Origin of the sequence: Streptomyces lateritius (assembly GCF_014649715.1) — a bacterium.
GTDB classification, from domain to species: domain Bacteria; phylum Actinomycetota; class Actinomycetes; order Streptomycetales; family Streptomycetaceae; genus Streptomyces; species Streptomyces lateritius.
On record NZ_BMTO01000021.1, the window covers coordinates 11,894 to 37,068 of the forward strand.

A 25,175-nucleotide genomic window follows, 5' to 3' on the forward strand; every position below is an offset into this window, starting at 1 on the left:
CCAGCACACCACGGACGCGGCACTTGAAGGCTTCCGCCAGGCCGCGTTGCCGTCTCCGGCAACGCGCCTGCGTAACAGTTTTTCTCGACGCGGCCCCCCGGTCGGCCCAGACGTATCTTCCGGGCCGACCGCGAGTGTGCCTTACGTCGGGTAGGCGTCGGTGATCATCCGATTGGAGTCACGGATGACCCAGTCCACGACCTTCTGCCCGTTCAGCCGCTCCAGCACGAAGCGGTCCTCCCGGTACCAGATCGCTTCCGCCCGCCGTTCTCCCCCACGATAGTCCCGCTGAATCGTGGTAGTGGTCGTGGTGGTGTCGGTGGTCGTGCTGGTGGTGGACGTCTTGAGCTGGTACTCGGCCTCGACGCTGATCTCGCTGGCAGCGCCGAAGAAGCTGAACTCCGACTTCGCGGTGACCTTCACACCCGCGGTGTGTTCGACCTGTTTGGAGTTGGACGTGGTCAGACCCACCGTGACGGTCTCCGCTTTGGTGTAGGACGAGGCGCCGGAGTGCTCGTAGTAGTAGACGTTGCGCCAGTAACCGAACCGCTTCAGGACGTAGTACGGGTTCTCCTGCGCCTGGCGGGGACGTGTGAGGACAGGGTCGTTGACGAGAGGGAACGGGACCAGCACAGAGCCGATGAGCGTCTCGTCGGTACGGTCGCGGGAGGGAGGCGCGTAGCCGGTCAGCCGGTTGATGTCGGGGATGTCGTCGGCGTCGCCGGACTCACGCTTGAGGTAGGGCGCGACCTCGCCGTAGCCGCCGTAGGTCGACAACTCCCACACCTGGCTGAAGTTACTTTCGGGGCCGAATGGCGCGGCCAGGACGGGCGCCTTGCCCGCATAGAAGCCGTACCCCGAGCGCAAATCAGGGCTCATCAGCAGGTTGCTGCCGGCATTGACGATGGACACCTCGCTCAGATGGTCATCCCTGAGCCGCATGTACCAGGTCTGCGCGCTGGCCGTTGTATCTGGTTGGATGCCGCACTGCTGGATCTGGGAGTTCACGCTCCGGCCGTTGTTCACAACGTTGAGGACCAGCCCGCTGGCTCGGTTCGTGATCAGGTGCCGGTCGTTGTCGAGTGGCATGACATACCACAGCTGCAGCTCGAAGTCGGGAGCGCCCTCGCTCCTGGGTTTCTCGAAGGTGACCAGCCCCGCCTCCGCACTCGGGGCGGTCAGGCACAAGTCGCTGCTCTGGGTCATGCGGTAGTACGCGCCGGGAATGTACGGGCTCTGCGGCATACGGAACGACTCCCTCTAGGTCACGGCGGCATGTATCCCTAAACACGGTCAGTGACAAGGCCATGATGCGGTCTTTCACCGGTGCCGGGGCGGCAGGGCGCACGGGATACGGCGGACGCCCGGCGCCCCCGGCCGGGACTAGTGCGCGGTGACGGCGCCGGATACGGCGACGCCGGCCTGCTGGAAGTCCTTGAGGGTGGTGGCTGTGGTGTCGGGGGCGACGCCGACGCAGTAGTCCAGGAGCACGCGTGCGCGGAAGCCGGCCTTCACGGCGTCCAGCGCGGTCGCCCGGACGCAGTGGTCGGTGGCGATGCCCACCACGTCGACGTCCTCCACTGCGCGTTCACGCAGCCAGTCGGCCAGGGAAGTGCCTTGCTCGTCGGCCCCTTCGAAGCCGCTCTTGGAGGCGCTGTGGGCGCCCTTGTAGAAGACCGCGTCGATCTTGCCTGCGTCGACGGCGGGGGCGAAGTTGGGGTGGAACTCGCCGCCCTCGCCTCCCACCACGCAGTGGACGGGGAAGCTGTCCTTGAAGTCGGGGGTCTGGGAGAAGTGGCCCCCGGGGTCGATGTGGTGGTCCCGGGTGGCCACGACGTACTGGTAGTCGCTCCCGGCGCTCTGCTCGACGAGGTCGGCGACAGCCGTCGCGATCCGCGCACCGCCCGCGACGGGCACACTGCCTCCTTCGCAGAAGTCGTTCTGCACATCCACGACGATCAGGCCTCGACTCATCACACACGTCCTTCGACACAGGGCTACACGACCCCCGCGTTCTACGGGCATCTCACCTCCGGCGGAAGCAACGACGGGCCGTCCTCACCCGCACGGCGCACGGACACTCACCGGTGGAAGCAACGCACGCCTACCACAGTGACCAGCACCAAGGCTGCGTCACGATGGCACGCGGGAACCTCGTGGCCGGCTCCAGCTCGGTGTTGATGACCGGACCGGCCATGTCCATAACGTCGACGGCCCTGTAAGGGCGGTGACGACCTGATCGACTGGGCGGTTGGCGAGGGCGGCGACGTCGACGGCTGGTCGGCCATGTGTCAGGAGGAACCCGGCGCCTATCTCGTGGGGCGGACGGACCCCAGAAGGATCGATACTGCTCATGGGCTGTCGGGAATGCGCCCGCTAATCCTTTACGCGGGTACTTCACCCCTTCATGGCTTATGAAGGACGCGAGCGTCCAGGACTACGCCACGGTCATCCAGTACGGGTGCGGGAACAACACCAACCAGCAGTGGCGGCTCGTTCAGAAGGACAACGGGTACTTCTCCATCGAGGCCCGGCACAGCGGAAAGTGCCTGACCGTCACCAGCGCGAGCAACGACAACGACACCACGCTGATCCAGTACGACTGCGTGGAAGGCAACAACCAGCACTTCCGCCTCGGCTGAGGCCCTGTCCAGGGCGGCCCAGGAGCCCTGGGCCGCCCTGACGCTGCGGGAAGGACATCACGCCTCATCGGTGGTGTCCCTCCCCTCACCGGTCACAGCCGCCACAGGCCGAGGAGCTGGAGGGAGTACGGCGCGTGACTCCATACCTTTCCTCGTGGGTTGGTCATGGTCATTCGTAGGATCAGGACGCCCAGGGGCGCCGGGCATGGCTCACGTGACTCAGCCGTCCTTATGGCTCAGGAGGATTGGCCGCCCAGCGCCCCACGACGACTCGACCGCTAATTGGGATGCGCGAACTGAATCGCTTGTATGGACACGTCGGCGAGGTCGTCTGTGGGAGCCCCACGCAAACACGACGTAATAGGAGGACCTGGTGCCCGAACTGTGGGCCGGGACGGACGCGGGCAAGGCCGAACACCACTGCACCGTGATTGATGCGGACGGCACCAAGGCGCTCTCGCGACGGGTGCCGAATAACGAGGACGAACTGCTGCAGCTGCTCGGTGATGTCCTGCAGCTCGCAGACGGCGACCCCGTCACCTGGGCGGCCGACCTCAACGCCGGCGGCGCCGCATTGTGGATCGCGCTGCTGGTCAACCACGGGCAGCGGCTGTTCTACATCCCCGGCCGGACCGTGCACCACGCCTCGGGCTCCTACCGCGGGGACGGCAAGAGCGACGCCAAGGACGCCTTCGTCATCGCCGACCAGGCCCGCATGCGCCGCGACCTCCAGCCACTGAAGGAGACCAGCGAGATCGCGGTCGACTTGAAGATCCTGACCGGCCGCCGCATGGATTTGTCCGCCGACCGTACCCGGGCGATCAACCGGCTCCGCGCGCAGATCCTGGAGTACTTCCCCGCTCTGGAGAGGGCCTTCGACTACAGCACCTCCAAGACCGCGCTCATCTTGCTGACCGGATACCAGACGTCGGCCGCCGGTCGAACCACGAACCCCGGCCTCACATCTCATCCATCGTCAGAATTCTCTGCGGAAAAATTTCCGAGGCTTATGGGATGGCGCGATTCCCGGACGATTCTCGGGGGTTATTAAATTTCGAATCTGAATAATTCCAGCGCTGCCGAAATCCTTTTATCCAGCCGAGCCGGATATTACTCCGAACACTCCAAAATGGAATGCAGGATTCGGCGGAACCGGGAGAATGGACGGATGAACGAACGTCGTGTCCTGGGCACCGGCCGCGCCCCGCCACTCCCCCAGCGCAGCCCACGGCCGGCCGCCGAGCCCGTCTCGCCGCCGAGCCGGCCGAGGCACCGCAGAGTGCTTGGCCCTCTAAGCCGCCGGGCCCGCTGAGGCGGGGCCCGGCGGGCAGCAGCGGGTGGGCCGTCTTTGGTCTGACTCTCTAGCCCTGAGCTGCGGCCAGTCTCTTAGAGAGGGACACCGCGAAGGTGTCTGCTTCCTCCCGGTACGCCTTTTTGAAAGTGGATTCCACCTGCGGTCCGACACCGAAGATCTTCGCCTCGATCACGGTCTGGATGACCATCCGACTGCCGGCTCCAGCCTCCTCGATACGCACCAGGCCTTCCTGGCGCAGCTTGTCCGCCATGGTGGAGGACACCCGATTCCACTGCCATACCCGGGCGGACGGGCTGAACACACTGTGCTCACTCTCCTGATAGTCGGAGCCGAACACCTTCGCCACCGGGCCGGGCATGCTGCGATTCGGCGTCATCAGCACCTTGCGCGTGGTCTTGCCGGAGTCCTCCGTGCGCTCACTTACGGCCCATTGCCGATAGCCCAGATCCTGGCGGTACACCTCCCCCACGAACTCGTCGTCGAGAAGCAGTACCCAAGCCTCGGGCGCAGCGCCGCGAAGCTCGTGAGTGATCGTGAACTTTTCCATAGCCGCACGCTAGAAGTGCCCGACCCCTCTTGTAGCCGTCAACACCCATCCGGCCTTCTCTAGCCAGACATTTGGCTCAATTTGTGCCTAGGTCGGGGCCGGATCCCGGGGGCATCAAAAAGATCAAGGTCCCGCCCATCAGACTGCCGGGCGAGACTGACCTGCGGGACTTGGGATGGATGCCGCCCAGGGAAACCGGGAGGCCTGCGGGGCCGGATGGTCGGTTACCTGCCCGGTCAGAGACACGAGGCAGATGATCAGCCCGGGTGATCTGCGCTATCGGACTCCGTTGCTGCCGCTGCCCGAAAGTCCTCGCCATGTACGCGACCGCCGCCGGCTACGCAGCCGTGACGCGGGCCTCGGTGTGCCAGGTGCCGCGGTCGACGCCGGGCCGGCTTGCCGACGGCGTAAACCGTCCCTACCGCCTGGGGTGATAGCGGGCACACATACCGGTCCAAGCCGAGTTGCCGTGCACCCAGTCCAGAAGTCCCCCAGTGACCGAGAAAGTACTGTCCGTGGGAAATTCCGCTCGTACCTCCCGGCAGTCTTCCTCCAAAAGGCGCAGTTCCTTGTCGAATTCCTCGGCTGCGGCAGCAGCCGCGCTACCCATGTCAAGGTCCAGCTCCTGGGCGAGGACAGTGACGATGTTGAGCGGATCGCGGTCCGCGGTCTCCTTCGCGAAGGAATGCAAGTCGTTGACGTAGGAACACACCAGGCCGGTGCGGTTGCGCAGGCGTTCCTGGGCGCTGCGTTCGCGGGGGGCCGGCCGCCCGTGGCCGATCTCGATCAGGTCGAAGACCGTGGTCGCCGCTGAGAACGGCGACGACAGCGACTACAACGACACCATCCTCGAGTTCAGCTGGCACACGCTGAAGGGGTAGCGCTCTTCCCGAGGGCCGGTGTTCGCCCGCCCTGCCGGGTCGGGCAGGGCGGCATCGAATCATCAATCTTCGCTGAGACGGGTTAGTGAGGGCCGGCCGGCAGCATCCGCTGCCCATCCGTCAGCTTGCCACGGAGCAGTGCTTCACCATGCTGCTGACCTGCGGCGGTCCATCTTCGCTGTCACAAACCACCATCCGTCCAAGTTCACTGTCACTCGGCTCAGGTTCGCTGTCACAGGTCAGTCACCTGCGGAAGCGGGAGAGCCAGGTTCCGCCGGCAACACCTCGCGGCCAGGGATCAAAAACACCTACTCAGAGGAAACCGGTGGGCGGCGGGCGTTCCCGTCGCGGGCTCTCGTCGTTGACCACGTGTGATGAAAACACAGCGCGTTCTCGCAGCCCTTGCCCTCGCCGTCGCAACCCTCAGCTTTGCGGCCCCCGCCGCCAACGCCGCACCGGACGATGGCGAGTCGTTCGGCGCACGGTTCCGTCTCCCCGTCGTCGTCGACGTGGTGCACGCTGAGGCCGCCCTCGACCTGGGCATCGTGGATCTTGACTGATTGGCGGGCAGCCTCCCGGTGACGCCAACGGTCGATAACTGGCAGCTGGCCGTCCTTGGGCTCAACTGGGCGGCATCCTGGCGCTGTCGGGCCGACCCCGGGCGCTTTGTACGGCCCGGGGTCTTTCGCTGTCCCGGGTCGGCGGCATCGCACTGGAGTGCGTGTAGGCGCTGGGATCCCGGGCTGCTCCCCCTCGGGCTATGTGGCGGCCGGGAGGGGTTCTGTGAGGCGGTCCCGTGCGGGGTGCGGCAGAGTGCTGTCGGCGGTGATGCGGGCCGTCCGGGGCTCGAAACAGTTCCTGATGATTTCATCCCCGAAGGTGTGGATCATCCGGTGCGTCCGGGCGTGTCGGTGGCGAGTGCCAGAAGCATTGTCGGGGCCGGGATCAGCTCGCTCCTGCGTCGCAGGAGCGGCCCTGGCCAGGACACTCGCAGAAAGGGGAGTCAGCGATGGCCAACGAACTTCACTACGGGGACCGGATCCACCTGCAGAACCTGTACCAGGGTGACGGGGGCTTCCTGGAGACCAACGGTACCTCCAGCGCGCCGGGGGGCCGGCTGCTGGTGAACACGGCCACCACCGCCACCCGGGGAGGCGGCACCGGCACGTGGGAGATCCTCTCCGGGTCCTGCCAGGCCGTCGGCTCGCCCGTGAAGAGCGGCGACGTCGTCTACCTGCGCAACCTGGCGGAGAACGGCACCGGCGGCTACCTGGACATCAACGGCCCGGCCAGCAACACCCAGAAGCAGTATGGCGGCCTCTACGACGTCATCACCGCCTGGGGCAAGGACCGCGACGAGAACAGCAGCCGCTGGCAGATCTTCGACCTCACCTCCAACCCCGGCGACGGCCTCGTACGCTTCAACGACACCGTCCAGCTGTGGAACACCTACCACGGCCGCGGGGGCTTCCTGGAAACCAACGACGTCAGCTCCACCACCGGAGCCAAGTACGACGTCGACACCAACGCCTACCTCAACCGCGGCAACGCCAACGTCACCCACTGGCAGATCCAGCGACCCCAGTCCTGAGCCGCACCCCGAAGTCCCTGGTCAACAGCGAGGCCCAGAGGCTCACAGCCGACAAGCTCCAGGCGCTCGCCGAACTCGGACTCGACTGGGCGGCGTAGGGAAACGTCGTCGCTCGCTGGAAGCGTCCACGAAGGCCGGAGCCCCGGGAGGGCAGACCCTCCTGGGGCTCCGTGGCGTTGTACGGCGAGGCGCTACTGCACCAGCGCTCCGAGGGCCTGCTCAGCCATCTGGACGCCCATCGCGGCGGCCATGGTGGTGCCGGCCTCCAGGAGCTTGTCCTTGAGCTGGGTGGTGAACTGCCGCAGGCGGCCCGGCTCGGGGTTCTCCGAGGTCGCTTCGTCGTGGAGGTCCTGGGCGACGCGCTCCAGCTCCACACGCTCCGGCTCGGGCATGCCCAGTGTGGGGCTGATCTGTCCGACGTACCCAGCCAGCTGGACGAACAGCGTCGGGTCGACGCCGTCGGTGTTGTTCTGGGTGAAGTGCTGCTGCTCGCCGATGATGACGCCCTTGGCGTTCGGCAGGAAGTTGTTGTACGTGGTGCCGGTGCGCGCCGCGTTGGTGTGGTCTTGCACGGTTCCTCCAGACAGGGCGCAGCTGACGCCTTCGGGGGTGATGGCGACCGTGGCTGGGTCGGTGTCGATACGTTTGATGAGGTTGTGCTCCGCCAGGTAGGCGAGCGCCTGGTGCAGGTCGGTCCCGGAGACTGCGGCACCGGCGAAGTACGCGGTGGGGGTCGCCAGGAACAGGGACGGGTCGGTGGGCGACTCGGCGGTGTTGAACAGCCACCGCAGGAAGGCGTCCATGGTGTAGCGGAGCCTGGCGACGCGGTCCTGCTGCAGCTGCTTCAGCCGATGCACCTCAACACGGCCTTCATCGCTGAGGTGCATAGCCATGGGTCCAGACGCGGCGCGCAGGAGCTTCACCAAGCCCCGCTGTTCCAATTGCAGAGCGAGGAGAACAGGGCCTTCCGGGAACGCCTGCTCGAGCTGGCCGATGCCGGCGCCACCTGAGGTCTGGGCGTCAAGCCAGAGCATCACCTGTGCCAGGTAAGCGCTGCTCTCGATCGGCTCGTAGCGGGCGAGCGCGCCGTCAGCGGTGGAAGCTTCTACCTGAACCGGAACGCGGGAAGGGTTTCGCCGGGCAGCCCGCTCCAGGCTCTTATTCATGTCGCTGACGAGGCCCTTCGCCCATCTATCCATGTCTCGCTTACTGCTTCCGCTACGGGCCACGCTGCCCCTCCTGTCGCAAGTACCTCGCGACCAGCCTACGGAGGGGATCTGACAATGGGCCGTCCCTTCCGCCGCCGTCATGGCGAATGGGTCGACGTGTGCCGTCGCCGGTGCGGCGGCGATGAGGGCTATGAGCACAGACGAGCCTGATGTTCCGTCGACCGACTTCCAGCCGGGTGACTCCCTCACCGGCTCCGCCTGGCCGGGCATCCTGGCCACGGCCGTGCCCGTCGCCACGGCGGTCACGGTGGCCGGGCGGGTGGCGAAGGCGCACATCGAGCAGCGCGGCGCGACGGAGCGGACTGCCATCGAGCAGCGTGGCGAGACGCAGCGCGCGGTCATCGCTGCCGAGGTCGAACGTGAGCGGATCCGCCGGCCTCAGCTTCCGGCCGGCGACGGCGACGCCGCCTGAACGCTCCGGTCCGTGTCCGTGCATGGCAGGGCTTCGCGGCCGCCGCTACTCGGTGGTGTGCTCGGGGTCCGGCAGTTGGGGCGGGAAGTGGCGCTCCAGGATCTCCACCCACTGGTGCAGGACCACGAAGCCGGTGGTGTCGGCCTGCGCCTGGACCAGTTCGGTCAGGGCGTCGACGAACGGCTGGGCGGGACTGTCCGGCGGCAGGGTTTCGGCAGCCTGCTCCAGCCGCTCGTGCACGGTCGGGAAGAGCTCCTTGGCCCACTCGTCCTGTTCCTTGATACGCCGGGAGCCTGCCTCCAAGCTGATCTGCATGACGGTCCACTCCGGACAGTCGGAGGTGTGCCAGATCTCGTACGGCGTGCCGCCCGCGACGCGGACGTTCTCCCGGGCGGGGCCCGCTGTGCAGTCCGGGCACAGTTCGCCTGGCGTCTCTGCGAAGCCGTTCTTCATCTTTTTGCTCCCTCCGCCTGGAAGGGCACGAGCCTGCCACGGAAGATCACGCGGTGACCAGGGCTTTGCCGCAGCGGCACCCAGCTTGGTGTCCCCACGGTATGGCCATCAGCCGGGGCGATCGTCCAGGGTGGGACGATGAGTGCGCTCCGACCCGGTGACATCACCGACGAGATGATCCAGGCCATGGACACGGTCAAGCAGCAGGGACTGCAGAAGGACCTGCGCGTCCTCGCCGCCAACATCCGCGCCGACGCCGAAGGCCGCTATGACAGCGCGGAGCCCGGGTGCGCTCCGGTGTCGAGTGGACGCTGCTATGGATCGAGAACACCGCCGCCCAGCTGACCGAGGGCGGGCCGGGCGCGGGTGCCGGCGGCCGGGGTCAGGGTGTGTCGCCGGAGTAGTAGAAGCGGCACACCACACCCGGGCCAGCGGCCGGGCGCGGATCGTCGGGGCGCGGGTCGTACAGCGCCCGGCCGCCGGGCCACCGCCCCAGCTCGGTCATCAGGGCGACGCCGTCGTCTATCTCTTCCGGCCGCCAGCCCGTGATGTCGAGCAGCAGCCCGTCCAGCGGGCCGCCGACCAGTACGGCGTACGTCTGGTGCGGCAGCGGGCCGGGGTGGGAGTCGTCGTGGTCGTGGCCGTACACCCGACCGCGCAACAGCTGCTCGTCATCGGCGTTCATCCGGCCAGCCTCCCAGCCACCGCCGACAGCGGAAGGCCGGCGGCGACCGACAGGCCGGCCTGTCCCGTCCTGCGGGAGGGTGCGGGGGTGCCCTCCCGCAGGACGGGCGTCAGGCGCAGGGCAGACGGCCGGAGGCGGGCCAGTCGATGCGCACCCCGCGGCGGATCAGCGCGGTGATGCTGTCGACCTGGCACGTGCGCGGCTGCTCCTGGGTGAAGCGGCGCAGCGCCCGGTACACGCCGTCGCGCAGCTGGCCGTCGGTCATCGTGGGCGCCTGCTCCTGCAGTTCGTCGAGGAACTGCCCGGCGCGGGTCGCGCGGGACAGCGCGGCGTCGGCGAGCGGTCCTTCGGCGAAGCCGTTGCGTACGTACAAGCCGGGCTCGATGAAGGTCATGGTGACGGTCCTCTCTGCCCGGCCGCGCTGGTCTCCCGGTTAAAGACGCGGTCGCGGGACCGAGCGGGCGGGAACATAGAGCACCGGCCCCGTTAGCGTCGCGTCGCGGCGACCGGCCGGGCCAGGCGCGGCGTGGGCCAGGCAGGATCCCACCGCCAGGCCGCCCACCGTTCCGCCTGCGCGAAGATGCCGGAGCGTTCGGTGAGCATCGCCAGGACCTCGCCGCGGGCGGCGTCGACGGCCCGGTGCTCGGTGTCGGAGACGATGCCGAGGCGTCGCACGTGCGTGTACTCGTCTTCGTCTTTCCACTCCCAGCGGGTGAGGTCGGGCGCGACGACCAGGTCCACGGTCAGGTCAAGGGTGTCGAACCCGGCCTCGGTGCGGCGGGTGGGGTGCTCGAAGTTGACGTACCAGTTCCGCAGTCGGCGCCCGTCCCCGTCGGGGACGAAGAAGGCGTTGACGCTGAACCAGGACGTGGGCGGCTTCCACAGCAGCAGGTCGGTCTCCTGCCACACCGCGCCCGCGAGCTCCCACTCCCCCGTCGCCATCGCGTCGAACGCCTCCGTGCGCACCGACCGGTCTCCCTGCGCGCGGGCTTGCGCGTACAGGGCCGGCCACCGAGCCTGAGCGCCGGGTGCGCACGCGGTCACCAGCGCCTCGCCGGTGTCGTCGACGACGCGCAGCGCCTGCTCACTCCACACCCGTCCCGACCGGTGGACATCGCGGCGTACGACCGTCTGGCCCGTCTCGAATCCGCGCACCGCATCCCCTCTCCGGCCCGAGGTCGTCTGGCCCGGCCCGGCGTGCCCACCTCAGCCCATCCCGTCCGGGGTGGGCAAGCCGCCATCCGAGGGTGACTTGCCCCCGCCCCCGCCGCACCTACCGGCGACGCCCGAACAGGCCGCGGCCCTTCTTCGCCTCCGCTTCGGCCGCCTCCCGCGCCGCGGCTTCCTCCGCCTGGCGCCGCGCGGCCTGCTCCGCCTGCACCTGTTCCCAGTGTTCGTGCAGGCACGACGTGCAGAGATCGCGGTGCTGCTCCGCCGGGTAGTGCCGGATCGAGTCCCAGCGGTCGTCGGTGAACTTCGCTCCGCAGCGCCTGCACACGGGCCGCTGCGCCTCGCGGGCCGCGGCTTCACGCTCCTTCTGGCGCCTGCGGGACTGCTCTGCCTGCACCACGTACAGCCGGTCACCGTCGGGGTTGTCCAGGGCCTCGCCCAGCGTCTGCCACTCATCACGCCCGAGCCTGCGCCACACCTTCCCCGCCGCCCCATCCGGATCGGCCGTGATCCGCTCCAGCTCGGTGACGACCACAGGCACCGCCTGGTGGTAGTCGACGGCCGTGATGCCCCCGCCCGCGTACTGGGTGCCGGCGAAGTAGCGGCGGGCGCTCTGCTCCAGGCGCCGCATCCGGCTCTCGCGCTGCGCGGCGGTCTTGCCCGTGAACACGAAAGCCACCGGCACGTAGCCCTCGCGCCCGGTCGCCGGGTAGATCCGCGACCACAGCCGGAGGTCGTGCACCCTCGCTCCCCCGAAAGCGCGGGCCACCCTCTCGCGGTCCTTGTCGGCCTTCGGTGCCAGGAGCTCGAACCAGTCGGTGTAGCGGCGCAGCTTGTCCACGAGTTCGTCGACGGGCTCGTTGACGCGGTCGACTTCCAGGAGCATCGCGGGCACTCCGGCGTCCGGGGCGCGCATCGTCAGGTCGGCGTACTGGGTGTAGCCGTACGGGAGGCGGTGGGCGATCTCGGTCTGCCAGGACAGCGGCGTGCCATACCCGGCGCCGGTGAGGACCGCGGCGGTCATCGTGACGGCGGCGGCGTGTTCGTCGTAGCCCTCGCCGGTGACCGGCTCGCCGTCGTCGTCGAACTCGAGCTTGCGCAGCGCGGAGACCCGGACGTTCCCCGGCAGCAGCTGCTTGGCTTCCTTGTGTCCTCGCTCGGTGAGCACCCACAGCTGGTGGTTCGACTCCAGCCGCGTCTCCACCCGGACCTTCCCGTCGTCCTTGAGGGCGTTGAGGGTGTCCCTCGTGCACCGGTCGTGTGCGTCTCCGGGGCGCAGCATCCGCCACAGGTGTTCAGCGGTAGCCCTCTGGAAGATCCCGAGAGCCTTCAGCACTTCCTTCTTCCTGGTGTGGGTTGGCTTCCATGTCTGCTTCAGAGACTTAGAAGGGTTGTCGAACGTGCCGGGGGTCCTGTTCTGCCGGGGCTGACCTGCGGGTACGCGCCTGGCAGGCGAAGAGGCCGTGGAGGGGGCAATGGAGGGGCCCGTAGAGGGGGCCGACGGCACCTGGTCCAGGTCCTCGCTGGGCTCCTGGTCGTCGGTCTCCTGCGGTTCACGGGCGGGGTCGGGCGTGAAGTCGGCGGGCACGGTGTCCTCGATTCCTCCGGCCGGCTGGCCGGGACGGTGAGCGTCCGGCCCGCACGCCGATGTGCGCACGGGCCGGAGCCACCGTCGGGAAGACCCCCTTGTCCGCTGTCTGACGCTCAACACCGATCGGTGTCTTCTATGCCTCAGAAACGCCTTGTCCGGGGCGATTTGTTCGTGACCAGCACCACACGCGCCCCTTGAAGTTGCCGGGTCCGGCGGGGAGGGAGAGCTCTCCCTCCCGAGCACCGGCCTCTGTCCACAGGGCCACCGCCGGAGGCTCCTCTTGAGGCCGCCACGATCAGCGAGGCGGCCCGTACGTGAGGAGCTGTCATGCCCGAGAACACCGTCACCACGCCGCTCGCTCCGATGGAGCTGGACGACGTCGCCGCCGCCTTCGCCTACATCCGGGCGATGCAGGCCGACGACATCGACACCGCCTGCGCGATTGCCGACGACACGGGCCCGGAGCTGCACCGGCTGCTCCTGGACGTCGCCGCGCGCGTCTTCATCCCCGTCACCGCCGAGCTGGGCATGGCCGACACCATCGTCCGCTTCACCGAGAACATCCTCACCGAGGACCACGGCGACGTCGCTGGCGTCCTGCGCCAGCTGGAGGCCGCGGGGATGAAGCAGGCGATGGAGGCGCATCCGGCGCACCGCACCACCGTGGTGCGCTCCACCCGCACCGCACCGCGCCACCGTGGTGCGCTCCACCGCGCCAACGCACCGCACCGGGGGCGCGCCACGGCCGGGCGAGCTCCTCTATCACAGACCCCCTTGACCGCGACCTGATCGCCAGCCGAAACCGGCGAGGTCAAGGAGAAACGTCCTCGGTAGCAGAGCTGGACAAGGGGGTGTAGCGGAGCCGGACAAGGGGGTCGCACGCCCCCGGCCGCCTCTGGTCAAGGGGTGGGCGCACCGTGCGGTGCGGAGCGTCGGGTGCGCGCGAGAGTGTCCGGCATCGTCGGGTGGTGCGGCGCACCAGGTGCGGTGCGCACCACGGTGGAGTCCATCGTCGTCCGGCGCACCGGAGTGGGCTCCACTCGGTGGAGTCCATCGGGTGGAGCCCACTGAGTGGAACCCACTCGATGTTCTGCATCCGGTGGCGATGCGCGACATCGGGTGGACTCCACTCAGTGGATGGTGCCCGGCATCGTCACCACAGCCAGGCGTTGGAGTGCCGCACTCGGGACAGGGCGCGGGCGTCGCGGCGCGCGGCGGCGTTGCCGATCCGGTTCTGCCGGGCGCGAGGCCGGCGCGAGTTCCTCGCGGCGAGGCGGTGCTTGGCGGCTTCCTGGAGTCGCTTGCGCTGCTTGCGCAGTTCCTCCTTCTTCGCGGCCTTCGACTTCGGCTTCCGGGGGCGCTTCCAGATCGGCTGCCATCCCAGGGGCTCGTCGGGGTCCGGCTCCTGGCACTCGGTGAGCGCGGCGGCCATCTGCTTGCGAGCGGCTCGGGCGCGGGCGAGCGCGTCGTCGGGATTGGGGCGTTCTTCGGGGGTGTTCACGTGACTCCTCTGGTGGTTCGGCCTGACGTGTGCTGGGTGCCGGGTTGCTGGGTGTGCGGCTGCGGGGCCGTCGCCGGGGTGGGCTGCGGGCGGGGGCCGTGGGCGGCTTCGCGTGCCCGCTGGCTGTCCTGGAGCGTGGCGGCCACCTTCGCGGCGGCGGCTTCGAGGGTCTGGAGCGTCCGTTCCACCGTGTCGACGCCGGTCTCCGGCTCCAGGAGGCGGCCGTCTTTCCGGCCTGCGCGGAACGGCCGCGGGTACGACCTCGAGGCGGCAGGCACGGCGACGGCGTACGGGCGGGGGCGGGAGCTCAGGCGCTCCGCTCGCCGCGCGGCGCGGACCCGGGCGGCCAGGGCGCCGGCGACGAGGCGGGCCCTCTCGTACGGGGCCGCCATGCGGCTGCGGGTCAGCGGGCGCAGCACGGCCTGGTCCTCGGTGTCGCCCGGGTACAGGGGACGCAGATCGGCGGTCAGCTTCCGGCCGCGCCCGACGGGGCGGGTGTAGTCGTCGACGACCGTCTGCACGATTCGTTCGTCCAGGCCCGGCTCGTGGGGTTGGCCGCGCAGGACGTAGGAGAGGTGGCGGCGCGCTTCGGCGAGCAGGTGGTGGCGCGCGAAAGCGCCGCGCATCACGTACACCACAGCGACGACGTCGACAGCCGCCAGGACGACATCGACCACCGGCCGCACACGCGCCCACACGGTCGCGGCCGCCGCCCGCGCCCGCTCTGCGAGCCGGTAGACGGTGCAGGCGCCGAACGCCCGGATCGCCGAAGCGCGCCATCGCGTCCGCAGCTCGGTCAGCGACAGCAGCTCGGTGCGCTTGGGCGGGCGGGTCTGGTCGGCGGCCTGGCAAGCCAGCGCGTAGGCGGCCCGCTCCCCCGGCGCGTGCCCCTGCCGTTCCTCGTACCTGGAAGTCAGGACGGGCAGCGCGTCCTCAATTTGCTGGCGGCGGGTCGACTGCCAGCCGATGAGCCGCCGGTCGATGCCCGCGATGTCCATAACGGGACGGCGGCCCGAGGTTACCTCGCGCGGCTCCCACGCCCACCCGAGCCGGGCGGACACCTCCTCCATGAAGTACAGGGTGTAGAGGGTGTCGGCCGCGACAATGTGGGTCATCAGCGAGTCCGCCGACAGGTTGCCCCACTTCCCGTCGTGCGGCCGCCGGGCGCGGATCGACACGACCGCGTGCGCGTGAAGCAGCGGCCTCGATTCCGTGGCGCGTGACTCGTAGTGCCGGAAGACCGCGACGATCAGCCCGTCCTTGACCCGGGCCCGCTGCTTGCCGCCGGCCTTCCAGCGGATCTCCGCGACCGACTCCCCCACCCACGCCAGCGTCTTGTCGCGGGCGATGTCGTCGCACAGCTCCAGCACGAGGCGGTGCTCATCGTCCATCAGGGCCCACGCGATGTGTGCCGTCGGCGGGGGCCGGAACACCAGGTCGAAGGCCAGCCAGGGAGTGCGCTCCTTGGCCTTGTCGGTCTTCGCCGACTGGTTGTGCTCGATGGGCCTTCCCAGCACGGTCGCCCGCCGGGCGCGGGCCGGGCTCTTGCCCTGCGCCAGGAACTCGCGCTCGATCCGGTCGGCGTCCGGGTGCCGGCCCTCCCCCAGGAGCAGTTCGGCCTGCCGCTCGGTCACCACATCCCCGGCTTTGAGACCGAGGGCGGCCAGGCCCCGGCCCTTCCACACGCCGGGCGGGACACCGGCCTCGTCCTGGGCGGCGCGCAGCGGCGTGCCCGCCCGGCGGTGGCCGTCGCCGACCATCACGCCACGGAAGAGGTAACGCACCCCGGCCCCCGGGCGAACTGGCGACATGCTAATCATCGGCCCATGGAACCCCGGCGCTGACCTGCGCAGAAGCGTGATCCGAGGTCCTTCCCGTCGGGCGGGAGGGCATCACCAGATCTTTACCGGAGCGCCCGCCAGGCGGGCCGCGACGCCAGCCCGAGACGGTAAGCCGCCGGTGTGTGCACAGTCCGCCGCCCATGCATACGACAAGGACCGGAATCGCCTGCGCTTTCTGCCACACACCCACCACGGAGTTGGTGTACCTGGTCCTCAGCGCCCAGTCGCCCTTCCGCAACGAGAGGACATCCAGGGCCGCTGGTGCTCCGTCGGCTGCGACCAGCTCCACCCCGGCGAGTGGAAGGAAGCGATGCCGCTACTGCCCGGCGCGGGCGCCTGAGGACGTCGTGCGAATGCTGCGCAGCGGCGCGCGTCAGTGCTGTGTTGTTGCTGGATCCTTCGGACACGCTCAACGATCTCTGCGTACTGCTGGTGCTACTGGGCGAATGCGCGATGCATGCCGGTAGAGAATCGCAGTTCGATCAAGCCGGTGCGCGCCGTGTCATCGAGTCTCACCATGTTCGAGGGCAGTGGCCGGCCGGAGGGCCTGGTCGAGGTGATGCGCTGGAGCTAGGGCTGTTCGTACGTCTTTGCCTGAGGGATCCGGCAGGAGCCTGGGCGGTGGGCAGCTTCACCGACGACCCATTCAGCCGGGAGCGGCCGAGTGCGAACCGCACAGTCTCACGTCGGCTGTGGGGCAACGGCACACGGTGGGAGCTCGAATGGGGTTCCTACCCCTTTGAGGAAGACCTCGTGTCCGCATTGACCGACCCTCTGGCCGGACTTACCGGGGCGAAACCAGTCAAGGTCCGAAGCGGTTGGGACATCAGGCTGGACGACGCACTTCTAGCTCTCAGACCGCAGCGGTAACCCGGGCCTTCTCTGCGACCCGGGGGTGTTGCCTTGCCCTCACACGCAAGGTGAGTAAGGTACCGCCCATGACCGCCCCCTACAGCCCCGATGACCGGGAAAAGGTAGTTGCCAAGTTGCCTGCTGCACTTCGGCAGGAACTCAAGGTCCGCGCAGCAGAGTTGGGCGTGGACATCAAGGATGCCGTCACCGAAGGTGTCCACGCCTGGCGAACCGAAGACTCGCCCCGTGCGCAGGTGGATACCTCAGGTGGCGCTTCGTTCGCCACCTACCTTCCCTCTGGGCTGTACGGGGAGTTCAAGGAGGACTGCAAGTCGCGCGGCATTGCCTTCAATCAGGGCATCGCCCAGTCGATCCGCCTGTGGCTGGACTCGCACCCTTCCCCTCGTCGCATCCCTCGCACGACCGGCGCCCGCCGCCTGATTTTCGGCAATCAGAAGGGCGGCGTCGGCAAGACCGCGACGTCCGCCGGCGTCGCCGAGGCACTCGCGGAAGCCGGCCAACGCGTCCTGCTGATCGACTTCGACCCCCAGTGCCACCTGACCAAGCAGCTCGGATACCCGATGCTCGACATCGACGACCCGAGCCTGGCGAAGCACATGCTGGGCGAAGGCAAGGGCAAGCTGCGCGACCTCCTCGTCCCGATAGAGGAGGGAAGCTTCGGCGGCCGGCTCTTCCTGCTGCCCGGCTGCAAGGACGCCTTCCTGCTGGACGCCAAGCTGGCCACCACTCGCCACGTGCGAATCAAAGAGACGGCCCTAGAGAAGGCGCTTGAGCCGCTGGAGAGCGAGTTCGACTACATCGTCATCGACTGCCCGCCCAGCCTCGGCTACTCCATGGACACCGCTCTGTACTACGGCCGCACTCGTGACGGCGAGCAGCCCAGCGCTTCCGGCGTGCTGATCCCTGTCCTGGCCGAGGACTCCTCCGCAGACGCCTACGACATGCTCTTCGACCAGATCGAGGACCTGACCGCCGACCTGGACATCGATATCTCCAAGCTCGGGTTCATCGTGAACATGTACGACAGCCGCAAGGGCTACATCGCCACCTCCTCCCTTGACAGCTGGAAGGCCATCGGAGACCCGCCGGTCCTCGGTGTTATCCCAGAGCGCAAGGAGCAGCGTGAAGCCGCCCGTCTTAAGCAACCGCTGTTGACTTCCGCACCTGATTGCGAGCAGTCCGAGGTCTTGCGCACGATCGCCCTGGCGGTGAACGGATGAGGGCCGCCGATCGATTGGGCACGGGATCTTCCTTCGGGAATGTGCCGCGTGGCCGCAGCGCGCGAGGCCGGGCGAAAGCCGTCACCCAGGGCGACATCCCGAACTACGAGCTTGTGCGCTTGCAACTGGTCGATGTCTCCCCCACGCCGCTCAACCCCCGGCGCAACTTCGGCACCACGGTGGAACTGGCTCGTTTCGGCGAGGAACTGCGGGCGGCGCAGTTGGCCGCGTGCGTGGCTGTCTCGCGTGATGTCTACCTAACCTTGTGGCCTGATCATGAAGATCACGTCGGCGGTGCCAGGTACGTCCTCGTCAATGGGGAGCGCCGCTACCGCAGTGCCTGCCAGGTCGGGTTGGAAGCGCTGGACTTCGTCGTCCGTGACGAGCTGGCGGCCTCGCGCGAGACGTTCATAAACCATCTCCTCAAGGAGAACCTGGACCGCGCGGACTTCGACATCATCGAGCGAGCCCGCGGTATCAATGAGCTCGTTGCGGTGTGTGCTGAGGAGTCGGAGCGGGGAGCTCGTGCCCGCGCTGCGGACCACTTGGGCAAGGACCGTTCTTGGGTCACGCATCAGTTGTCTCTGCTTGAGCTCCCCGAAGAGATTCAGGCGATGCTCAGCTCCGGTGACCTTCCGGAGCGCGACGGGCGCTTCCTCGTCCGGCACGTCAGAGACAATCAGGGCCTGTCCGCAGCGGAGCTGCTGCAGGTGTTGAAGCAGGAGAAGGCAACGCAGTCTGCGGAGCGAGAGGCAGAACGGGCCCTCCTTGCCGAGGCACGAAGCCGCACCGAGAACGCCGTAGAGCGGACGGATCGACAAGCCCCTGCACTCGAGCCGCCTGTCGCAGACGCCGCTGAGAAAACTTCCGGCTCCCCCACGCCGGTCGTAGGGGCGGGTGACGTGGCCGCTGGTAAGGAGCCCAACACCAGGCAGTCTTCTGCTCCGCAGCAGACCGGTGCTGTCGGCCAGCAGTCGACCGTGCCGGTGCAGAACAAGGAAGGGCGTTCCGCTGTACCGCCGACGCGGGCGGTGATCGAGGTTGGCAGTGTGGATCAGGTTGCTGAGGCTCTGGCTGATCACCTGTCCGCAGAGGAGCTGATGGAGCTCGCCGAACGTCTGATGGAACGAGCAGACAGCAAAGTGGACGCCTGACTCCGTACGGGCGCTGTCACTCACGGGCTGGGATGTTGTACGCGTACAACATCCCAGCCCGTTTCCCATCCCCTGCCAGCCCGCAGCGGCAAGATGCCTCTATGGCTTCCAGCACCTGGCTCGAGGTACGTGTACAACATTCACGCTCTGGCCGAGTCGATCCGCAAAGTTGTACGCGTACAACTTTGCTCCCCTGCGGCCTGCGGTGACAGGCTCACCGTTGGGGAGCAAGTGCTACGCCGTACCGACCTTGGTGCCCCTGGTCTCGGGCTGGCACCTGCCGGGCGGAAGCGAGGCGGGGCTACCGAGCGAAGATAAGGCGGAGTTCGACACCGGCCTGCTGCACCACCTGGGCCACTCGACCTTGCCAGGCGGGCACTGGGAAGAGGGTCAACTCCTGAGGCGGTCGATACCGTCCTTGCTATGGATGAAGGTGACTGGATTGCCCTCGTAGCGGTTGTCGTGTCTGTGACCGCTGCCAGCATCAGCATTTGGCAGGCATGGATCGCCCGCAGGTCGGCAGACGCTGCCAAGGAACAGGCCCGCTATGCACGCGAGCAGGCAGAGGCCGCGACCCAGGCGAACGAGCTGACCCGGCAGCAGATGGACCGAGAAGAGGTCCGTATTCAGCAGGCTGCTGCCGAAGCGGAGTCGGCAGCCTTGCGAGAGGCTGAGAAGGTGAAGTTGGAGTTCGCTGGTAGCGGCGGCTCCGTAGTCGTGTCGATCACGAACAACGGCATGGTTTCCATCACGGAAGTGGAGTTGCTGCGGGTGTGGGCGCTCCAGGAAGGGCCGTGGGCGGCGTGGAGCGTGAACCGCAACATGCCTGGAGGGCCGCTGACCCAGACCAGGCGCAGCATCCTGCATCCCTACGAGGAAATGAAGGTGGCCACATGGCTCCTCGACCGTGACGGGCAGCATGTAGGACAACTCCCTGAGGCCGTGGAAGCCCTTGTTCGTTTTCGCGACCAGGACGGCCAGTGGTGGGAGGTCACTGCTGGAGACGAGCCGCCCGCACGGGTGAGCCCGCCCACGGCGTGAGCGGCTGCATCGCTCGCGCACCCGCACGGACCGCCGAGGTCACCATGCGGGCCCGCCCTGCACCAGATCCTGGTCGCCGTACCCCGATGGCCACACCCGCAGCAGCTTCAAGCGCTGGGACACCGGCGTGGACAAGGACGCTCATGGCCGAAGTCATCGGCTAATCAGCCTCGCGGACCTGGACCGCAGAAACGTCTGTATGTTCCCCCCTGGCCTGCCAGGTGAATCAAAGTTGTATGCGTACAACTTTGCGGCCTGGCTCGGTCGGAGGGTGAATGTTGTACGTGTACAACATCTTGGCTGAGCGCAGGCCCGGCGCCCCGACGTTGTACGCGGACAACATCCGCTCCGTGGAACGCAAAAAGGCCCCTGCTCCGGTGTTCACCGAAGCAGGGGCCTTCTGTACTTGCGGGGTCAGGTAGTGGATGCAGGAGGAGCGTCGGTGGCGGCCACAACGGTGCGTGGCTGCTCGATGTCGGTGTGGCGCTCCGGGAGCGGGTGTAGGGCGATGGAGTCGGCGGCGATGCCGACGGGGAATCGTTCCAGGACGGTGCGCTGCGCGGGGAGGGTGGTCGTCATCGGAGGCCGCCTTCCTCGTAGACGTCGATGAGGTCGCTGATGGCGTCGGCGGTGGTGGCCTCGCCGACCCAGCGGCCGGACGCGGTGAACACCGGGACCTGGTCGCGGTCGGCGTCGAAGACGACGACGTAGTTCCCGAACCGCTCCAGTACGAGGCCGTAGACCATGGGGGCCGGGGCGGCCTCGAGGACCTCCAGGCCGTCGACGGTGAAGCGGGCCGGGGCCTGGGGGTCGTCGGGCTGGACGAGGGTGCCGGTGACGCGCAGGAGGTCGCCGGGTTGGATCTCGCGCAGCAGCACGTCGGCGATGCGCGGGTCTCCGGTGGTGCAGGCGTACACGGTGTCCGGGGTGTCGGGTGCGATCCGGTCCGCGTCGGCGGGGGAGTGGATCAGGTCGAAGCGGGCGGTGCCCCAGCTGGTGCCAGGGGCCGGGATCGCGTCGACGTAGCCGTCTATGGCTAGGTGCGTCTGGGGGTTCATCGGTTGGCCTCCGCCAGGGTATTGGTGGAGCGGGGGGAGCGGGGTCGGGGGGAGCGCTGTGCCAGGGCGAGCAGCTCGCGGTTGCGGCGCTGCTGCTCGGGGGTGAGGGGCCGGGCCTTCGTGCCGTGGCGGTGCCAGAGCGGCGAGGCCGGCGGCTCCGGGTAGGCGAGGGCGTTGTCGACGTCGGGTTGGGTGCTGCTCATGGGGGCCTCCGTCTGGAGGAGAGGTCAGGCGTGGTCGGTCGTCTGGCCGCCTTTGGGCGGGTCGGAGACGAACCGGGTCTCGCCGGGGTGCGCCGCGTTCCAGAGCTCCGCGCAGATCTTGTGGGCGGGCTCTTTGGCGTGGGACCTCAGCGGGGTGGTGGTGCCGCACAGCGCGCACGGGGCGGGCGGCCCGAAGTGCGAGTAGTGGCGCCAGTTCAGGAGGTGAACCGGCGCCACGGGCTGCTCCGGCAGGGTGGGCACCGCGCGCAGGTGGCGGCGCCGGGTGGTCACGGCCGTAGGTGGGGGAGCTGCTGGAGGACCTGGTCGACCAGATCCTCGGTGGGCCGCCAGGGGCCGAGCTGTCCGCGCGCAGGGATCGGCAGGGCGAGGGCCTGGACGTCGCTGAGTTCCAGATGCCATGCCCCGGGCTGCGCGAACTCGGTGCAGGGCGGGGAGCCGTCCGGGTCCTGGTGGCAGTCGGTCAGCCGGGCGACGCCGATTACCGCGCCGGTCGGCAGGTCGCGGCCGCGGACCGTGCGTGCGATCAGTGGCATGCGCAGGGCGGGGCGGTCGATCTGCTGGCTCGTGTGCAGCAGCAGCCAGCCGCGCCACGACCACGCCCGGGGTCGGTTCTCGATCGTCTTGGCTCCGGCGAGGATGCAGGCGGCGTGTGGCTGCTTGACGCTGATGCCGCGGATCCAGTCGCCCGCCGGCGGAAGGGTCTCGGTCCTCATGCCGCTCGCCCCCACATCGCCGTGCCGGGCCTGCCCGCGCGGCGCCCGTTGAGGGACGGCACGGTGGCGTGCGCGGCGGTCGCCAGGACCGCTCGGCCCGAATGCTTGCCGTCGTACAGGGCGGCGTCGGCTGCCCTCTGCAGGCGCGTCAGGTCGCGTGCGCCGATCACGTCCGGGGTCGCGGCACCGACCGAGGCGGCGACGTCAACGGTGCGGCCGTCGTCCAGGACGACCGGGGTGTGGAGCATCCGGACCAGCTGCTCCAGGCGGAGAGCGCGGCGGTCGGAGGGCAGCTGAAGGACCACGGCGAACTCATCGCCTCCGAGCCGGCCGACCGCAGCACGCGGGCCCGCCCACGCGGTGAGGCGGGCCGCGATCGACGCGAGGACGCGGTCGCCCGCCGCGTGCCCGAGCCGGTCGTTGATCTCCTTGAACCTGTCGGCGTCGACCATGACCACGGCCACGTGGCCGTGGCGGGCCAGGAGGCGGCGGGCGCGGGCGGTGTAGGCGTCGCGGCGCAGCAGGCCGGTCAGGGGATCGCGGCGGCTCGCAGCGATCTTCTTATGCAGGGCGATGGCGTGTACGGCCCAGCCGGTCAACGGCACGGCCGCGGTCGTCAGCAGGAGTGCGCGCTGCCCGAACCGGGTCTGTGTGCGCAGGGCGGAGTCCATACTGGGGATCTCCCTCTCGTCTCGTACGGGGTGGGAAGGCCCGGGGCAGGCGATCGGTTTGGACGCCTGGACGCCTGTCCCGGGGCGGATCTACAGATCGAAGTCGCCGTTGTCGGCGCGGGTCCAGCTGTACGGGTCGTTCCAGCGGCCGGCGGTCGCCGCCTTCCAGTCGAGCTCCCAGCCGGGCCGGTAGCCGTGTGCCGTCCAGCCGTCCGGCCGCCTGCCGGGGACCTCGAGCCCGGCCTGCTGCGCGGCGGCGGCCTGGTCGTAGACCTCGTGGGCGATCCGTACGGCGGCGCTGCGGCTGTCGGCGTGGCCGGTGAAGACGTGCACACCGCGCAGGCCGGCGGTGTTCCTTATGGGGACGTCGACCTCGTAGAGGGGGAGCAGGGTCATGACGTCCATCTCCTTTCGTTGTTCTCGGCGGTGAGGGACCACCGCGACCGCCCCGGCCTGCGTCGTACGCGCGGGGCCGGGCGGCACGGAGGACCATCACCGGCTACGGCGCGGACGGCTCCTCGGCGGGGACCTCGTAGACGTCGATGACGTCCTCGCCGCCGGACCAGGTGCCGGGGGCGTGGCGGATGTAGACGATGCGCAGCGGGGAGCCGTCGCGGGTGGTGACGTCGTACTCGTGGACCAGGTGCTTCTTGAGGGCCGAGCGGACGGCCGGGGCCACGGACCGGGCGGGCATCCGGGACGGGAACGGCAGGAGGCGGGCGCCGTTGACGGTGGTGTACTGCAGGGCCTGGCGCGGCCAGAGGCGGGCGGCGTTCATCGCGCCGTGGTCGCGCAGGGCCTGGAAGTGGGCGTCGTAGTACGCCTTCGCGGCGGCGGACATGGACATGAGCGGGTCTCCTTCGGCGTGCCGGTCCGGATCAGAAGTCGAGCTGGATCGTGATGGGCCTGCGGTGGTCGCCGTAGTCGCGGCGGGGGTCGTGGACGGTGTGGCGGTGCGCGGCGAGGCCAGCCGCGCCGCCTTGGACCGGGATGCGGCACTCACCACAGCCGTGCCACCACTCGTCCCCGGCCGGCAGGTCGGCCGGGGTGAGCGGGTGCGGGTGCGGGCCGTCGGCGGCGCGGCTCATTCGCGGACCGCCGCGGCGTACTGCTTGCTCTTCCAGGTCGGCGCGGCCGTAGGGGTCGTCGCCCATGCCGGTCGCGTGGTCGTCGGCCTCCTGGTCGACGTCGTCGTAGCCGCCGTGGACGTCGCAGACGATGTCGTCGCGGTGGTCCAGGCCGCCGGTGAGCGCGCGGTGCAGGCAGGTGACGCTGTAGGCCGGCGTCCAGGCGGTGGCGCTGCACTCGGGGTCGCGACCTGGTGGATGTCGGTGCGGTTCGTCGGCCTTCTGGACAACGGCGACGACCTCACCAGCCGCAAACCCCTGGCCCGGCCACGTCACCGCCGGGGCGGTGCTTGTCGGCCCCGACGGCCGAATCCTGCACAATCTCCGCAACGCAATCCAGAAGTGGCCGTCGAGCCGTACTCCAATCCGAACACGCCTCCCTCATTCGGAGTCATTCCGGGGCGGGCTCTTTTTGCAGTCGACCGTAGGGGCAGGGACGTCGACGACAGATACCCCCGGCAGATGCCGCTCGACGAAAGGGACCGTCCATGCGCAAGATCGCTCTCCTGCTCGGTTTGGCACTCTCCGCAAGCGTGGCTGCGGCCGCCCCGGCCGCAGCCAACGGCCCCGGCTACCCCCCCAGCAACCAGGCGGTGATCATCAGCAACGCATCGACCGGCTACTACCTGCAGACCGACACTCAGAATGAGAACCGGCCGCAGTACGTCCAGGCGTGGTACCCCTGGCCGCTGGCCAATGAGGGCTCGGGGTCGGTCTGGCGACTCAAGCAGAAGTACGGCGACCACTACGTCATCCAGACCGAACCGATCAAGAACCCGACCCCGGCCTGTCTGACGGTGCCGGACAACGCGAAGGACAACGGCCCGCTGACCGTGACCAACTGCAACGACGGTCCGGCACAGGACTGGATCGTCCGCGAGGACGGCACCTCCGAGACCTACACCATCACCCCGGCCGGAGCGAACTTCCGGCAGTGGGCAATCACTTCGCAGTCGCAGAACTACCCCCACCCTGATGTGTACGTGACCCTCAAGCACTTCACCGGAACCAACGCGCCCACCAACATGCGCTGGAAGATCGACCCGAGGTCGGCCGCCTGACCTCCCGGTCAACGAAGGCCGACAGGCGCGGCGGCCCCGCACGGCTGCTGCGGACCTGCGCCCCTGGGAGAAGCCGACAGAGCCAGATCTGCTGACCCCTCTTACCATCAGGTGAACAGTGACCCTCTGACGGCGGCTCGCTGCGGAACGCCCCCGCTTGAGCAGGGGTGTTCCG

The 25,175-nt window shown here is 68.7% G+C and carries 32 protein-coding genes and 1 pseudogene; 12 read left to right on the forward strand and 21 right to left on the reverse strand.

The genetic code is table 11. The features are described from left to right. Window positions 1-141: 141 nt before the first annotated feature. Both IE136_RS31830 and IE136_RS31835 read right to left on the reverse strand, forming a co-directional pair. Window positions 142-1,245, reverse strand: coding sequence for an RICIN domain-containing protein (locus IE136_RS31830; RefSeq protein ID WP_189602033.1), 1,104 nt, complete (start codon window positions 1,243-1,245; stop codon window positions 142-144). A gap of 138 nt (window positions 1,246-1,383) precedes the next feature. Next, complete coding sequence (locus IE136_RS31835) at window positions 1,384-1,974, reverse strand: isochorismatase family protein (RefSeq protein ID WP_189602034.1); 591 nt, start codon at window positions 1,972-1,974, stop codon at window positions 1,384-1,386. A gap of 440 nt (window positions 1,975-2,414) precedes the next feature. On the opposite strand from IE136_RS31835, the gene IE136_RS31840 reads away from it, so the two are divergent. Continuing rightward, complete coding sequence (locus IE136_RS31840) at window positions 2,415-2,642, forward strand: RICIN domain-containing protein (RefSeq protein WP_189602035.1); 228 nt, start codon at window positions 2,415-2,417, stop codon at window positions 2,640-2,642. Between the two features lie 373 nt (window positions 2,643-3,015). Beyond that, a pseudogene (locus tag IE136_RS31845) lies at window positions 3,016-3,588 on the forward strand (IS110 family transposase); the annotation flags it as partial. A gap of 415 nt (window positions 3,589-4,003) precedes the next feature. On the opposite strand, the gene IE136_RS31850 reads toward IE136_RS31845, so the two are convergent. Both IE136_RS31850 and IE136_RS36890 read right to left on the reverse strand, forming a co-directional pair. Further along, a complete protein-coding gene (locus tag IE136_RS31850; protein WP_189602036.1) occupies window positions 4,004-4,504 on the reverse strand; it encodes a DUF2505 family protein in 501 nt (166 codons plus the stop codon). Between the two features lie 418 nt (window positions 4,505-4,922). After that, window positions 4,923-5,294, reverse strand: a complete 372-nt coding sequence (locus IE136_RS36890) for a terpene synthase family protein (RefSeq protein WP_373309192.1) — start codon at window positions 5,292-5,294, stop codon at window positions 4,923-4,925. Here IE136_RS36890 and IE136_RS31855 point away from each other — a divergent pair. The 3 genes from IE136_RS31855 to IE136_RS31865 all read left to right on the forward strand — a co-directional run bounded on the left by IE136_RS31855 (window position 5,224) and on the right by IE136_RS31865 (window position 6,976). Then, the gene (locus IE136_RS31855; RefSeq protein WP_189602037.1) at window positions 5,224-5,385 is read left to right on the forward strand and encodes a fucose-binding lectin II; all 162 of its coding nucleotides are present in this window, start codon (window positions 5,224-5,226) and stop codon (window positions 5,383-5,385) included. The two genes, IE136_RS36890 and IE136_RS31855, sit on opposite strands and share 71 nt — an antisense overlap. Before the next feature lie 374 nt (window positions 5,386-5,759). Beyond that, complete coding sequence (locus IE136_RS31860; protein WP_189602038.1) at window positions 5,760-5,945, forward strand: hypothetical protein; 186 nt, start codon at window positions 5,760-5,762, stop codon at window positions 5,943-5,945. Window positions 5,946-6,394: 449 nt separating this feature from the next. After that, a complete protein-coding gene (locus tag IE136_RS31865) occupies window positions 6,395-6,976 on the forward strand; it encodes a hypothetical protein (RefSeq protein ID WP_189602039.1) in 582 nt (193 codons plus the stop codon). A 191-nt stretch (window positions 6,977-7,167) separates the two neighbouring features. Here IE136_RS31865 and IE136_RS31870 read toward each other — a convergent pair whose 3' ends face one another. Further along, the gene (locus IE136_RS31870) at window positions 7,168-8,205 is read right to left on the reverse strand and encodes a hypothetical protein (protein ID WP_189602040.1); all 1,038 of its coding nucleotides are present in this window, start codon (window positions 8,203-8,205) and stop codon (window positions 7,168-7,170) included. 130 nt (window positions 8,206-8,335) lie between these two features. Here IE136_RS31870 and IE136_RS31875 point away from each other — a divergent pair, with 130 nt between their 5' ends. After that, a complete protein-coding gene (locus IE136_RS31875; RefSeq protein ID WP_189602041.1) occupies window positions 8,336-8,617 on the forward strand; it encodes a hypothetical protein in 282 nt (93 codons plus the stop codon). Between the two features lie 45 nt (window positions 8,618-8,662). On the opposite strand, the gene IE136_RS31880 is transcribed toward IE136_RS31875, so the two are convergent. Then, window positions 8,663-9,070 (reverse strand): hypothetical protein, encoded by a 408-nt coding sequence (locus tag IE136_RS31880; protein ID WP_189602042.1) that lies wholly within the window; start codon window positions 9,068-9,070, stop codon window positions 8,663-8,665. Between the two features lie 138 nt (window positions 9,071-9,208). On the opposite strand from IE136_RS31880, the gene IE136_RS31885 reads away from it, so the two are divergent. After that, window positions 9,209-9,415: a hypothetical protein gene (locus IE136_RS31885; protein WP_189602043.1), complete on the forward strand. Its 207-nt coding sequence runs from the start codon at window positions 9,209-9,211 to the stop codon at window positions 9,413-9,415. A 37-nt stretch (window positions 9,416-9,452) separates the two neighbouring features. On the opposite strand, the gene IE136_RS31890 is transcribed toward IE136_RS31885, so the two are convergent. From IE136_RS31890 to IE136_RS31905, 4 genes are all read right to left on the reverse strand, one after another. After that, window positions 9,453-9,755 carry a hypothetical protein gene (locus IE136_RS31890; RefSeq protein WP_189602044.1) on the reverse strand — a complete coding sequence of 101 codons (303 nt, stop codon included), beginning with the start codon at window positions 9,753-9,755 and terminating at the stop codon, window positions 9,453-9,455. A 109-nt stretch (window positions 9,756-9,864) separates the two neighbouring features. Continuing rightward, a complete protein-coding gene (locus tag IE136_RS31895; protein ID WP_189602045.1) occupies window positions 9,865-10,149 on the reverse strand; it encodes a hypothetical protein in 285 nt (94 codons plus the stop codon). 92 nt (window positions 10,150-10,241) lie between these two features. After that, entirely contained in the window at window positions 10,242-10,910 is a 669-nt protein-coding gene (locus IE136_RS31900; RefSeq protein ID WP_189602046.1) for a ribonuclease FAU-1 family protein, read from the reverse strand. Between the two features lie 118 nt (window positions 10,911-11,028). Beyond that, window positions 11,029-12,261 carry a replication-relaxation family protein gene (locus IE136_RS31905; protein WP_229819365.1) on the reverse strand — a complete coding sequence of 411 codons (1,233 nt, stop codon included), beginning with the start codon at window positions 12,259-12,261 and terminating at the stop codon, window positions 11,029-11,031. A 582-nt stretch (window positions 12,262-12,843) separates the two neighbouring features. On the opposite strand from IE136_RS31905, the gene IE136_RS31910 reads away from it, so the two are divergent. Further along, complete coding sequence (locus tag IE136_RS31910) at window positions 12,844-13,305, forward strand: hypothetical protein (RefSeq protein WP_229819367.1); 462 nt, start codon at window positions 12,844-12,846, stop codon at window positions 13,303-13,305. 364 nt (window positions 13,306-13,669) lie between these two features. Here the strand turns inward: IE136_RS31910 and IE136_RS31915 are convergent, their stop codons facing one another. Together IE136_RS31915 and mobF are read right to left on the reverse strand one after the other, a co-directional pair. Beyond that, on the reverse strand, window positions 13,670-14,017 hold the full coding sequence (locus tag IE136_RS31915) for a hypothetical protein (protein WP_189602047.1): 348 nt from the start codon (window positions 14,015-14,017) through the stop codon (window positions 13,670-13,672). After that, complete coding sequence (mobF, locus tag IE136_RS31920; protein WP_229819370.1) at window positions 14,014-15,837, reverse strand: MobF family relaxase; 1,824 nt, start codon at window positions 15,835-15,837, stop codon at window positions 14,014-14,016. The genes IE136_RS31915 and mobF overlap by 4 nt, the downstream gene beginning before the upstream one ends. Window positions 15,838-16,796: 959 nt before the next feature. Between mobF and IE136_RS31925 the strand changes: the two genes are divergently transcribed. The 3 genes from IE136_RS31925 to IE136_RS31935 all read left to right on the forward strand — a co-directional run bounded on the left by IE136_RS31925 (window position 16,797) and on the right by IE136_RS31935 (window position 20,146). Beyond that, window positions 16,797-17,951 (forward strand): ParA family protein, encoded by a 1,155-nt coding sequence (locus IE136_RS31925; RefSeq protein WP_189602048.1) that lies wholly within the window; start codon window positions 16,797-16,799, stop codon window positions 17,949-17,951. Further along, entirely contained in the window at window positions 17,948-19,105 is a 1,158-nt protein-coding gene (locus IE136_RS31930) for a ParB/RepB/Spo0J family partition protein (RefSeq protein ID WP_189602049.1), read from the forward strand. Before IE136_RS31925 ends, IE136_RS31930 begins: the two co-directional genes overlap by 4 nt. Window positions 19,106-19,528: 423 nt before the next feature. After that, window positions 19,529-20,146, forward strand: coding sequence for a hypothetical protein (locus tag IE136_RS31935; protein WP_189602050.1), 618 nt, complete (start codon window positions 19,529-19,531; stop codon window positions 20,144-20,146). 414 nt (window positions 20,147-20,560) lie between these two features. Here the strand turns inward: IE136_RS31935 and IE136_RS31940 are convergent, their stop codons facing one another. The 9 genes from IE136_RS31940 to IE136_RS36895 all read right to left on the reverse strand — a co-directional run bounded on the left by IE136_RS31940 (window position 20,561) and on the right by IE136_RS36895 (window position 24,215). Then, on the reverse strand, window positions 20,561-20,725 hold the full coding sequence (locus IE136_RS31940) for a hypothetical protein (RefSeq protein ID WP_189602051.1): 165 nt from the start codon (window positions 20,723-20,725) through the stop codon (window positions 20,561-20,563). Further along, complete coding sequence (locus IE136_RS31945; protein WP_189602052.1) at window positions 20,722-21,204, reverse strand: hypothetical protein; 483 nt, start codon at window positions 21,202-21,204, stop codon at window positions 20,722-20,724. The genes IE136_RS31940 and IE136_RS31945 overlap by 4 nt, the downstream gene beginning before the upstream one ends. After that, complete coding sequence (locus IE136_RS31950) at window positions 21,201-21,407, reverse strand: hypothetical protein (protein ID WP_189602053.1); 207 nt, start codon at window positions 21,405-21,407, stop codon at window positions 21,201-21,203. The genes IE136_RS31945 and IE136_RS31950 overlap by 4 nt, the downstream gene beginning before the upstream one ends. A 24-nt stretch (window positions 21,408-21,431) precedes the next feature. Next, complete coding sequence (locus IE136_RS31955; RefSeq protein WP_229819371.1) at window positions 21,432-21,698, reverse strand: hypothetical protein; 267 nt, start codon at window positions 21,696-21,698, stop codon at window positions 21,432-21,434. Next, the gene (locus tag IE136_RS31960; RefSeq protein ID WP_189602054.1) at window positions 21,695-22,141 is read right to left on the reverse strand and encodes an ASCH domain-containing protein; all 447 of its coding nucleotides are present in this window, start codon (window positions 22,139-22,141) and stop codon (window positions 21,695-21,697) included. Before IE136_RS31960 ends, IE136_RS31955 begins: the two co-directional genes overlap by 4 nt. Continuing rightward, window positions 22,138-22,812, reverse strand: a complete 675-nt coding sequence (locus IE136_RS31965) for a GGDEF domain-containing protein (RefSeq protein WP_189602055.1) — start codon at window positions 22,810-22,812, stop codon at window positions 22,138-22,140. Before IE136_RS31965 ends, IE136_RS31960 begins: the two co-directional genes overlap by 4 nt. Window positions 22,813-22,902: 90 nt before the next feature. Continuing rightward, on the reverse strand, window positions 22,903-23,208 hold the full coding sequence (locus tag IE136_RS31970) for a hypothetical protein (RefSeq protein WP_373309189.1): 306 nt from the start codon (window positions 23,206-23,208) through the stop codon (window positions 22,903-22,905). Window positions 23,209-23,311: 103 nt separating this feature from the next. Beyond that, complete coding sequence (locus IE136_RS31975; protein ID WP_189602057.1) at window positions 23,312-23,659, reverse strand: hypothetical protein; 348 nt, start codon at window positions 23,657-23,659, stop codon at window positions 23,312-23,314. A 31-nt stretch (window positions 23,660-23,690) separates the two neighbouring features. Next, a complete protein-coding gene (locus tag IE136_RS36895) occupies window positions 23,691-24,215 on the reverse strand; it encodes a hypothetical protein (RefSeq protein ID WP_373309191.1) in 525 nt (174 codons plus the stop codon). Window positions 24,216-24,427: 212 nt separating this feature from the next. On the opposite strand from IE136_RS36895, the gene IE136_RS31990 reads away from it, so the two are divergent. Then, window positions 24,428-25,000 carry an RICIN domain-containing protein gene (locus IE136_RS31990; RefSeq protein ID WP_189602058.1) on the forward strand — a complete coding sequence of 191 codons (573 nt, stop codon included), beginning with the start codon at window positions 24,428-24,430 and terminating at the stop codon, window positions 24,998-25,000. Window positions 25,001-25,175 lie beyond the last annotated feature (175 nt).